11 protein-coding genes are annotated in these 11,775 nt (G+C 46.2%); 8 read left to right on the forward strand and 3 right to left on the reverse strand.

Annotation, left to right across the window (positions count from 1 at the left end):
* The 8 genes from VIP81_RS18935 to VIP81_RS18970 all read left to right on the forward strand — a co-directional run.
* Positions 1-1,161: hypothetical protein (locus VIP81_RS18935; protein ID WP_331964561.1), on the forward strand; the 1,161-nt coding region annotated here is incomplete at its 5' end.
* A gap of 81 nt (positions 1,162-1,242) precedes the next feature.
* A complete protein-coding gene (locus tag VIP81_RS18940; RefSeq protein ID WP_331964564.1) occupies positions 1,243-2,271 on the forward strand; it encodes an outer membrane beta-barrel protein in 1,029 nt (342 codons plus the stop codon).
* Between the two features lie 251 nt (positions 2,272-2,522).
* Positions 2,523-3,341, forward strand: coding sequence for a DUF6630 family protein (locus VIP81_RS18945; RefSeq protein WP_331964567.1), 819 nt, complete (start codon positions 2,523-2,525; stop codon positions 3,339-3,341).
* A gap of 88 nt (positions 3,342-3,429) precedes the next feature.
* The gene (locus VIP81_RS18950) at positions 3,430-3,786 is read left to right on the forward strand and encodes a hypothetical protein (protein ID WP_331964570.1); all 357 of its coding nucleotides are present in this window, start codon (positions 3,430-3,432) and stop codon (positions 3,784-3,786) included.
* 114 nt (positions 3,787-3,900) lie between these two features.
* A complete protein-coding gene (locus VIP81_RS18955; protein ID WP_331964572.1) occupies positions 3,901-5,232 on the forward strand; it encodes a TolC family protein in 1,332 nt (443 codons plus the stop codon).
* Positions 5,233-5,243: 11 nt separating this feature from the next.
* Positions 5,244-8,450: an efflux RND transporter permease subunit gene (locus VIP81_RS18960; RefSeq protein ID WP_331964575.1), complete on the forward strand. Its 3,207-nt coding sequence runs from the start codon at positions 5,244-5,246 to the stop codon at positions 8,448-8,450.
* 11 nt (positions 8,451-8,461) lie between these two features.
* On the forward strand, positions 8,462-9,547 hold the full coding sequence (locus VIP81_RS18965; protein WP_331964578.1) for an efflux RND transporter periplasmic adaptor subunit: 1,086 nt from the start codon (positions 8,462-8,464) through the stop codon (positions 9,545-9,547).
* 42 nt (positions 9,548-9,589) lie between these two features.
* Positions 9,590-9,784 (forward strand): hypothetical protein, encoded by a 195-nt coding sequence (locus tag VIP81_RS18970; protein WP_331964581.1) that lies wholly within the window; start codon positions 9,590-9,592, stop codon positions 9,782-9,784.
* A 369-nt stretch (positions 9,785-10,153) separates the two neighbouring features.
* Here the strand turns inward: VIP81_RS18970 and VIP81_RS18975 are convergent, their stop codons facing one another.
* From VIP81_RS18975 to VIP81_RS18985, 3 genes are all read right to left on the reverse strand, one after another.
* Positions 10,154-10,801 carry a MarC family protein gene (locus VIP81_RS18975; protein WP_331964584.1) on the reverse strand — a complete coding sequence of 216 codons (648 nt, stop codon included), beginning with the start codon at positions 10,799-10,801 and terminating at the stop codon, positions 10,154-10,156.
* Between the two features lie 53 nt (positions 10,802-10,854).
* Complete coding sequence (locus tag VIP81_RS18980; RefSeq protein ID WP_331964587.1) at positions 10,855-11,469, reverse strand: trimeric intracellular cation channel family protein; 615 nt, start codon at positions 11,467-11,469, stop codon at positions 10,855-10,857.
* 70 nt (positions 11,470-11,539) lie between these two features.
* Positions 11,540-11,775, reverse strand: a 236-nt coding sequence (locus tag VIP81_RS18985; RefSeq protein WP_331964590.1) for a hypothetical protein, incomplete at its 5' end; no start/stop codon positions are given.

Raw genomic sequence — 11,775 nt, forward strand, 5'->3', positions numbered from 1 at the left:
GCTTTATTATTTTTATTGGCAACAGGTGCAAAGGCTCAACAGGATAGCGTTACTTATACAGGTCCCTCACGGGAAGGGGTACACGATAGTTTAAGTTTACGTAAACGCAGTTTCTTTCCGATACCGGTATTGGGGTATTCGCAGGAGAAAGGCCTGGAAATAGGAGCGGCGATGTTATATTCCTTTTATACGGATAACAAAAACCCGGATGTCAGCACCCGTAACTCCACCCTGAATCTGATCCCGGCCATTACCACGGAAAGCCAGTTTAAAATAGATCTCAAAGCCAATATCTGGACCCGTGCCAATACCTGGCATTTCAGAAGTAACCTCCGTTATCAAAACTATCCGCTTTACTTTTTTGGTGTTGGCGATACTACTCATTACGATACCCGTTCGCTGGTAGATAATATCCGTTATAAAGTACAGCTGGAAGGGGAGCGGCGTATTAACGGCCATTTCTATGCCGGCGCTTCTGTATTATACCAGCATGATACCTATAGCAGCAGTGACAATAAAGGTATTTATACCACCATGCCGCTCACCGATAAGGATGGCGGCTATGTGACCTTTCTGGGTTTGACGGGCATTTTTGATAACCGTGATAATCAAAACTATACCCGTTATGGTTCATGGCTGAAACTCAATATAGCTTATGCACCTGCGTTCCTGAGCACACAACCGCTTTTTAAGGTCGAAGCGCAGGGAATTCATTTTATTCCTATCTCCCGAAAAAGCACGCTGGGCTTTAATGGTATTTTTAATAGCCTTCAGGGAAATGAGCTGCCATTTTACCTGTTACCTGAAATGGGAAATGATGTTATTATGCGGGGGTATTATACAGGGAGATACCGCAACCAGAACTATCTGGCGGGTCAGGCAGAGTATCGTTATCTCATAGATCCCAGGATGCGTATTCATATCTGGTTTATAGATTTTAAACCCAAATTTGCGTTGGCAGCTTTTGCCGGTACAGGTACGGTGTTTGCCAACCGCGATTTTCATTTTGATGGATTTAAACCCAGTTATGGCGCAGGCATCCGTTATTTCTATGATGAAAGCGCCAAGCTCACTATTCGTATAGACTATGCCGTTGGGGAAAAACGGGCCGGTGAATCCAGACAAAAAGGACTCTATCTTTCGTTGGCGGAAGCGTTTTAAGGAAATGGTTTGGGTGATGGCTGTTTGCTAATAATTTATTAACTTTCAATAGATTAATACAACACACCAAAACCATTGCATATGAAAAAACTACTCCTGTTTGGTGCAGCCTCGTTGTGGATGGCTGTGACAGTTACGACCCAGGCCCAGGACATCTCCAACTCCAGTTCCAGCACCCCTCCACACTCAAAATGGTATTTAAAGATCGCCGGTGGGTATTTTTTCAGTGTATCGCCCGGTCAGTTCCCGAATGTGGGCCCATATCCTCCGCAGGATCTGCATACAGAATATAACCCTACCAATGCAAATCCGCTGGATACCCTCAGCCGCAAAGTATTGACTGGGTCCTATGGACAAGGCGTCAGAGGTGGTTTGTCTGTTGGTTATAACATCAACAAATACCTGTCGGTAGAAGGAACCTTTAATTATTTTCACAGCAAGAAAAACCTGATGACCCGGCAACTGACCACCCTGGTGGGTACCAGTAAAGCATTGGGCAGCGTAGAATCACATGGCTATGTAAATGCGGTGGATTTCGCCCCCAGTCTTGTGGTGAGCCCCGGCTGGCAAAAAGTAAACCCCTATGTACGTTTTGGTGTAGTCGTACCATTATGGGGCCGGCTCTATATTGAAACTGATGCCACCCAGATCTCTTCTCCTCCGGGTATACCGGCAGGAACGCAGGTAGCCACGGTGATCAGCCGCAAAGAAGAAATAAAACCAAATGTAACCATTGGTTTCCAGAGCGCACTGGGCGTATCTTTCATGATAGCTTCCCGCTTCGATGTTTTTGTGGAAGCAGAGTACAGAAACGTACCGGTAAAGAGTAAGGAAAAAGAAATTACCCGATATGAAGAAACCAATACCCTGATCAATGCGACTAGCGGCGCTCCGGTACAGGTAATTTCATCACGCACACTGAGCGACCTCAGTACGGCAGAAAAAAACACCGTATATGAGACTACGTTAGATCAGAACTCTAATACACCCATCAATCAACAGGGAACCAAAGTTATTTATAAGGATAACGACAAAGCTTCCAATGATCTGAAATCATATATTAATATAGGTGGACTTGGCCTCAATGTAGGACTGAAATTCCGACTGTAAGCGAGTTTTTGTCTTTCCCAGGATTATACTGATTTTGATGATTTCCCAGATTTTTACTTTTTTGATTTTTGATGATTGAAAAGATTAGAGAAGTTAGCAGCAGTCCGCTTATATCTTCTCTAATCTTTTTTAATCCTGTAAAAACAAAATCTGGGAAATCATCAAAATCAGTATAATCCTGGGAAAGACAAAAAATCGCGTTTTTCCCGTTCCTAATTTAACTACTTTTGTTGCTCATCGGATTAAATTTTATGCCAGTTCAATTGCCTGATATTTCACGTGAAGATTTTACCTGGTTAACACAGACCTACGGAAAAGACACCGGTTACTCGCATATAGATACCAAAGAAAGCGTGGTGCATGAAATATTTAAGGACAAAGTGCTTATTGGTACTTCCTTCCTTAATTATGCCTCCTATGAGCTTTCTTTTGAAGCGCTGGAATTACATATCCGCAAAAGTCGCCTCGATAATTACAAACTGCATGATAAAGCAGTGCTGATTACAGACGAGATGAATGAGGAAGACGGGGAAGAACTGCTGCTTCGCTGGACCGCATTGATCCAGGAACTGAAGTTGCTGGAAAAACTCAACGGCATGACCAATGCCCGTGAACCACTGGAACAACTATACCTGGATATTTTCAAGGAAGATGATGCCGAAACGCATATCAGCCGCTTACCGGAAATTGTATCACCGAATGTTGTAGCCATCTGGGAAGAATTGCACGCCGCCTTATCTGCCACCGGCAACGTAGTGGAATTTGAATGGCAGGAATTTGTTACCACCGGTATTCCCGCACTCAATGAACTGGGACCATTACTGCAGACAGGGATTATCCTGGAAGCCCCCGATCCGGCCACTTATGCAGAAATCATTGCCGGAGAAGATTTTGCCAAAGATGTACTGGATTTTGTAAATGAACAAATACTTCCCTACGACCTGAAAATAGTAGCAATAGGCCCTGGCCTCGATGAATACCAATCCTTCGCCTGCCTGGATATGCAGGATTTCAGACTGGCCAACGCCCTCCTGAAAATGGAAGAACTTTGCCTGGTTTGCTTTTTCTAGTACATTAAAATTTGGTTAAAATACCGGGTACATTCTTGCTTAAGCAGCCAGTAATGAATATCTTAGTGAATTCGTAACTGTATACCACATGAAATTATTAAGACAACTATTTTATGTTCTGATCGCTGTAATGATCCTGCCGCTTGTGCAGGGCGTCGGTGTATCTGTGCAGAAATCTGTTGTCGATAGTATCCAGGAAGCCCATGCCACTGCCTATAAAGTGGCCATGAAGGCGCCCGGTATCAAAACTACCATTAACCGGTTTAAACGCCGGCCCGTTGGTATCAACGATAGCTACGGACACCAGAGAGTTTGTCCGCCGCTGTTAACAGAAAATACCGCGAAATTTATTTATGTAGATAAAGTCCAGCGTGGATTTTATTTTAACCCTTACCTCAGTGTACCCATACCGCTGAGAAGCTGGAGAGGCCCGCCCACCGCCTGATAACCCGTTTTATTATTTTCTTTTATTTCATTCTTTTTTCAGCGACTTATGAACTTACATATGATCGCGAAGAAGAGGTGTTGGTGGTTGCTATGTATTTTTCCCTTCACTTCCTTGTTCGCACAATCTGCAGCGGATAGCTTTTCGCTGCATCGGGCCATTGCGCTCACACTGACCCATTACCCGGCATTAAAGGCCAAACAGGCCCAGGTAAATGCTGGTCAGGCCAACCTTACAGATACAAAACACAATTGGTATCCGGCTATAAAACTGCATGAGCAACTAGACGCCGGCACAGATAACAGCATCTACGGATCTTACTTTACCATGGGGATGATTCCTTCTACCTCCGGTGGGATCCGTGCGGAGAATAACAATGCCCCGATGAGCGGCAACATCGCGATGGCAGCCATGACATGGGAGATTTATAACTTCGGCGCCTACAACAGTGAGCAAAAAGAAGCCGCACAGTCATTGAAAGTGCAGCAATCTGATTTGAATAATACGGCTAACCAGCTAACGGTAGCCGTGATAGAAAATTACCTGGAATTCCTGCGACTGCAGGCATTACAGAAAATTGCGCGTGATAATATACAACGCAATGCGGAAGTATTGAGAGCGGTAACCGCTACCGTTTTACACGGACTTAAACCCGGGGTAGACAGCGCCGTGGCAGCTGCGGAATTATCCAAAGCAAGATTGAACCTGCTGGATATACAAAATAAATACAACCAGGTGCGCATACAGCTCTCCACGTTTACCGGACTCGATACGACGGAGATAAAACCAGATACGGTCAATAACGGCCGCCTGCTTTCTTTACTCGGCGTGCCCGCTCCGGATAGCATTAGCAGTCACCCGATGCTGGAGTACTACAATGCCATTTATCGGCAGCAACGCGCCGCAGAACAAGTCATCCGCAAATCACGCCTGCCTAAAGTAAACCTGATGGCAGCAGGATGGATGCGCGGTTCCAGCGGATCATTCAATGATGTATACGATAAAAATTTGTGGAGTGGCCTGGGATACAGCCGGTATAACTATTTGCTGGGACTGGGCATCACTTACAATCTTACGGACCTGAAACGTACCCACGAAAAAGTAGCGGTGCAACAATACCGCTCGGAAGTGGCGCAACAACAGCTGGAAACAACGCGCACCACGCTAAACGGCTTATTACAACAGGCACAGTCAGATATTCAGACATCGAGAGAGAAGCTACAGGAACTACCATTGCAGCTGGCTGCAGCACAGGCGGCCGCCAGGCAAAAAATGGCGTTGTACAAAGGGGGACTGACCAATATTATTGAAGTCACCACCGCTTTGTTTGTACTGAACCGTGCAGAAACAGACCTGGTGCAAACCCGTGATGCCGCGTGGAAAGCACTGTTTCGCGCTGCCTATGCAGGCAACAGTATTTCACAATTTTTACCTGATCTGAACTAAACGCACTTACTATGTCATTCGTTTCTTCAGCACTGAAAAAGCCGATCGCTGTGGTCGTGATCACCGGCGGTTTGTTGCTCTTTTCATTGCTTTCTATATTTAGTATACCCATCGACATATTTCCGAAACTGAACCTGCCTACTATCTACGTGATAGAGCCATACGGGGGGATGTCGCCCCAACAGATGGAAGGTTTCTTTGCCACCAGGTTGCAGGATCAGTTCCTGTATGTGAATGGCGTAAAAAATATCAGTACTAAAAATATACAGGGTTTAACGTTACTAAAGCTCACCTTTTACGAAAATACGGATATGGCGGAGGCCTCCGCCCAGGTAGCCTTACAGGTGAATCGTGCCATGAAGTTTTTTCCTCCCGGTGCTTTGCCGCCGCAGGTAATGCGTTTTGATGCATCGTCTTTACCGGTGGGAGAACTGGTGTTCAGCAGTCCTACAAAATCATTGAAGGAAATATACGATCTGGCGGCCACCCGTATCAGGCCTATGTTTGCTTCGGTACCGGGACTCTCGGCTCCGCCGCCTTTCGGCGCCAATTCCCGCTCTGTAGTAGTGAATGTAGATCCGCAGAAACTGCGCAGCTTTAATTTAAGCGCCGATGAAGTAGTGGAAGCCATCGCTAAAAACAATGTGATGACGCCTTCCGGCAATATCCGGATCAACAACACCATGTTTGTAACAACGATCAATTCACTCGAAAAACAGGTAGCTGACTTTGGAGATATTCCCATTGTAACTAATGGTAACAACAATGTGTTTGTTCGCGATGTGGCCAGGGTGGCGGATGCTACAGACGTTACGGTGGACTATGCCCTCGTAAATGGCAAGCGCTCTGTGTATATTCCAGTTGTAAAAACAGCCGATGCCTCTACCTGGGAAGTAGTGAAAACACTGAAATCAAAAATACCGGAAATGCAAAGCCTGCTGCCGGATGATGTGAAAGTATCTTACGAATTTGATCAGTCGGTATTTGTGATCAATGCCGTGAAAAGCCTCATTACGGAAGGAGCTTTGGGTGCGCTGCTTACAGGTTTGATGGTATTATTATTCCTGCGCGACCTGCGTAGCTGTCTCGTGGTAGTAGTCACCATTCCGGTAGCCGTGTTATGCGCCGTGATGGGGCTGAAGCTATCCGGGCAAACGATTAATATCATGACGCTGAGCGGACTGGCACTGGCTATTGGTATCCTCGTGGATCAGGCCACGGTAACGATCGAAAATATTCACCAGCACCTGGAAATGGGAAAATCCAAGCGACAGGCCATCTATGATGCCTGCGAGGAAATCGCCTTTCCGTTGGTGCTGATCCTGTTGTGTATCCTTGCGGTATTCGCGCCGTCTTTTATTATGACCGGAGTACCGCGGGCTATGTTCCTGCCGTTGTCGTTGTCTATTGGTTTCGCAATGATTGCTTCTTTCTTTGCGGCTCAAACACTGGTGCCGGTGATTGCCAACTGGTGGCTGAAAGCAGATAAGTACCAGCACGTACATGCTGGACTGGCGCTGGATGCCGCAGAGGTGAAAGAAGTAAATGACCACCTGCACCAGGAGCAGCAACACCCCGAAAAAGCGACGGGCTTCGAACGGTTTAAACTGGGCTTCATGTCTATCCTTGAAAAAGGAATGAACAAATCGCGTATATCCGTTACCGTGTATATTATCGGCTCCCTGCTGCTGGCAGGTGGTTGCTATGTATGGATAGGGAAGGACCTGATGCCCCACGTAAATGCCGGCCAGTTTCAGCTGCGTTTGCGTATGCCGGATGGCACCCGTTTGGAGCGTACCGAAGAAGGGTTGCACCAGGTATTAGGCATTGTAGACAGTACCGTGAACGGACATGTGGCGATCAGCTCTGCCTATGTAGGGTTGATCCCAAGTAGCTATGGTACCAGTAACCTGTATACTTTTAACAGCGGTACCCACGAAGCCGTGTTGCAGGTAAACCTGGAAGAGGATTATAAAGTAGATATTGAAAAATTGAAAGACCAGCTCAGAGAGAATATAAAGGCGAAAATTCCGGAGATGCGCTTGTCTTTTGAGCCGATAGATCTCACAGAAAAAATTATGAGCCAGGGCGCTGCGACGCCTATTGAGGTGCGGGTGGCCGGAAAGGATATGAAACAGATTGCCTCCTACGCAGAACAGCTGGTAAGTCACCTGAAAGAAGTGCCTTTTTTGCGCGATGTACAGATTGCGCAGCCATTACATTTCCCGGTGATCAGTATCCATATAGACCGGTTTAAACTGGCACAGATGGGATTGAATATTTACCAGGTGGCACGTTCGGTAACAGCATCTACTTCTTCCAGCCGTTTTACGGAAAAAAATCAATGGCTGGACGAAAAGGTAGCTTATACTTACCAGGTACAGGTGCAGGTGCCGGAATATAATATGACGGCGATCAACGACCTGAAAGAAATACCGCTGGTAAAAGGGCAGCCCCGCCCGGTTTTGGCGGACGTAGCTACTTTTACCACTACAGAAATGCCGGGAGAATTTGACCGCGTCGGTCCACGTAGGTTCGTGACCGTTAGTGCCAATATTTCCGGTAAAGATCTGGGTGCTGCAACCGCAGCGGTTCAAAATGCGATTAAAGACGCAGGTACACCACCCAAAGGATTGATTACAGAATTAAAAGGCGCTTCCAGCCTGTTGGTAGAAACATTAGGCAGTTTACAGAACGGGCTGATGATAGCCGTGGTGGTGATTTTTTTATTGCTGGCCGCCAACTACCAGTCCTTTAAACTATCGTTGGTAGTGCTAACTACCATACCTGCGGTAATTGCCGGCGCATTGATCGCGCTGTTGCTTACAGGCGCCACGCTCAATCTGCAATCTTATATGGGCATGATTATGTCTACCGGGGTATCGGTGGCCAATGCTATCCTGATTGTCACCAATGCAGAAAAATTAAGGGGAGAGTACCGGGATGCGCGCAAGGCAGCCATCGTTAGTGCTGGCATCCGTTTGCGTCCTATCCTGATGACGAGTCTTGCCATGGTGGCTGGTATGATCCCGATGGCCAGTGGTTTGGGCGAAGCAGGAGATCAAACGGCTCCGCTGGGTCGCGCGGTAATAGGCGGACTGATAGCCTCCACATTGGCAGCCTTACTCATTTTACCACAGGTGTATGCGCTGATGCAGCGTAAAGCAGGTTACGATTCTCCCTCATTAATGCCATCTGAAAAGGATGATTTAAAATAAAATTTAAAAATATGAAACACTATAAATATTATTTATCGGCATGTAGCATCATCATCGGGCTTGCAGCCTGCAATTCTACTGCGATGCCGGAGAAGAAAGCAGCAAGAGCAGATCGTCATTATACGCTGGTACCCGTGGTGCAGCGCCCGCTGGCGGGCAATATCCGCCTGCCGGGTGCACTGGCGGCCTTTCAGAAGGTAAGTATTTATCCCAGGATCAACGGGTTTGTAAAAAGCATCCTGGTAGACCGGGGTACTAAAGTAAAGAAAGGACAGGTGCTGCTGGTGCTGGAAGCGCCGGAAGTAGCGCAGCAATATTATGCGGCGCAGTCGAAATATATCCAGGCATCGGCGATGTTTGCTTCGAGCAAAGACAACTACGAACGCACGCTGGCAGTGAGTGCAGAGCCAGGTACTATTTCCGCGCATGACCTGGAGCTTTCTAAAGCCCGTATGCTGGCCGATAGCGCGCTGATGAACAGTGAACAGGCCAATTTCCGTGCACAGGAAGTCAATCGCAGTTATTTAACGGTAACGGCGCCGTTTGATGGGGTAATCACCGAACGCAATATTCATCCGGGCGCATTGGTAGGTCCGGATACCAAAGTAGATGATAAGCCTATGCTGATGCTGGAACAGGAAGATAAACTAAGGCTGATCCTGCAGATCCCGGAAGTATACAGTGCACAATTATCGCAGCAGTCGGTGGTTACCTTTGATGTAAATGCTATTCCCGGACAGCATTTCGAAGGAACCATTGCCAGACAGGCCGGTACGCTGAATGACAAGTACCGTTCAGAAGCTGTAGAAATAGATGTACAGAACGCGCATCATTTACTCAAAGCAGGGATGTATACCGAAGTGCTGCTGCCATTGAATGGTTCCGCCCAGGCCATGTTGGTACCGTCCAGTGCCATTGTGATGTCTACGGAGCGGAAATATGTAATTGCGGTAAAAGATCATCATACAAAATGGGTTGATATAGAAGAAGGTAACCATCATAACGACTCTACTGAAGTATTTGGGCACCTGCAGGCAGATGACCAGGTAATTGTTAATGCAACCGATGAAATAAAAGATGGTATCCGGATTCCATAGTTCCGGCAGTTTTTTTGATATCCTTCTGGTAAACCATCTATTATGACGATGAAGAAAAGCACCTCCGAAAAGCGCGATCTGAAGATGACAAAGCGTAAGAATGAAGCGGTTGCTCCTGCAAAGGGCGGCGCAAAGAAGGAAACCAATGATGATGGCAATAATGTGCTGGAAGGGTATAATGAAGACGAGTATGATAAGAAAGATATTGCCGATGGCAAGCGCAAAAAGAAAAGTTAAAAAAACGGCCGTCCCGAAGAATCGGGACGGCTTTTCTGCTAACTGTTCCGTCTATATTGATTTTTTTATGTTCCTATTAAAAAAAGAGAACAATAACATCCACCTAGTAATCAATAACGGATTTACCTGTTGTTCAACTAAAAAAAAATTTTTAAGCGGGCATAGCATTCCTGCACGTAATACGCACGTAATTCTCAAATCGGATATGATGGTTTTGGATTTCGTCTGATGATGCTATCGACTTCCACAGCGAGTCAACGCTACGGGGATGATGGCTATGTGCTGTAATTGTTAGTCTCTTTAAATACTTTTCTGGCATTCATCCTCAGTAATAACACGGAATGATTTAAAATTGTTTTGAAAAAAAAACTAAAAATTAAAAAGCTCGCGAAGGCCCAATGCGAGCATCTGAACGCCTATTACGGCTAAAATTAATCCCATCATTTTTGTAATGACCATCATGACATTGGTACCGATTATTTTTACAATACGTTCGCCGGCAATAAAGAGGAGATAGGTGATGTAACAGATAAATGCGTAGATGGCGATTACAATGGCGAGATGGGTAAGATCTTTCGCCGCAGAATAACTCATAGAGGTGGTGATCGCGCCAGGTCCGGCCAGCAAGGGCATCGCCAACGGGGTAATGGCTACGCTGATGCCCTGGTCCGCTTTTACAGGCTGGGCGCCCAGTTTGATACTTTCCGCTTTGTTGTCTTTTTCGCCCCGCACCATCTCATATCCGATCACAAATACCAATATTCCACCAGTCACGCGCAAAGCGGCCAGTGTAATTCCAAAAACATGGAAAATCAGTTTACCGGCAACACTGAATACAAGAATGATACAGAAGGCTATGATGACGGACTTGGTGGCAATGTTGCGCTTCGCTTTCTTGTCCATGTTGGAGGTGAGCTCCATAAAAACAGGAATGGAAGATATCGGATTTACTATTGCCAGTAAGCCCATGAATACCGTTGTAGCAAACGCAATGTAGTTATCAAATAATGCCATCATATCAGCAATATAATAAATTTTATTTACCGGCAAAATTAATGACAGTCGTCTTCTTACGCCCTCATTCGTGGCAGTTGCCAGTTATTCCTCAGCGATATCAGCCGGATCGTGACTATAACGGTAACGGCTATACTCTTTGAAATGTCGCCGGGTATACCGGTATAATGTCCGGCTACCAGGTAGAGGACGCCCCCTGCGATAGAAGCAGCTGCATAGATTTCTCTCGTAAAAAGAATGGGTTGTTCATCGCAGATCACATCCCGTAGCAAGCCGCCGAAAGTACCGGTGATAACACCCAACGCAACACATACAGGCATAGGTAAGTTTGCGGCCACCCCTTTATTGATGCCGGTAATGGTAAACATGCCCAAACCAATCGCATCGAAAGTGTTGAGTAGCCGGTTAAGTTTTTTTACATACGAAAAAAACAACGCAGCAATGATGGCTGCCGCTATAATGGCTGTATTGCTTAATTCATCTGTCATCCAGGCAACCGGCGTAGCCCCGATCAGCAGATCGCGTATGGTTCCCCCACCGATCGCTGTTACAAAAGCCAGCGCCAGTAAGCCTATGACGTCGTATGATTTATTGATAGCTGCTGTTGCGCCCGAAACAGCAAATGCAAAGGTGCCTAGTAATTCTAATACCTGGATAAAGGTGAGCTGCATTCTCCTTGTCTTGATTTAAAATCTAAGATAAGGATACTTTAAATTACCCGGATGAAAATTTGCCTACAACTTAATAGTCATAAGCAGATTCGCCACGTAAGGTGCGCTCAATCTGGTTGCTCAGATCAGGGCTGAAGCCTTCTACTTCTATTTTAGGATGATGGTCCAGGTAAATAAGAAAACGTCCTGTTTCTTTGGTAACAAGATCATAAATGTCTTCCAGTAATGCACAAAGCAGTCTACGCGTGGTTTCAGCGATTTGCGCCAGGGAGCTGTCTTCGAATTGTAAATACTCGCGGTTTTTAT

It is taken from the genome of Chitinophaga sp., from assembly GCF_036566945.1.
Classification (GTDB): Bacteria; Bacteroidota; Bacteroidia; order Chitinophagales; family Chitinophagaceae; genus Chitinophaga.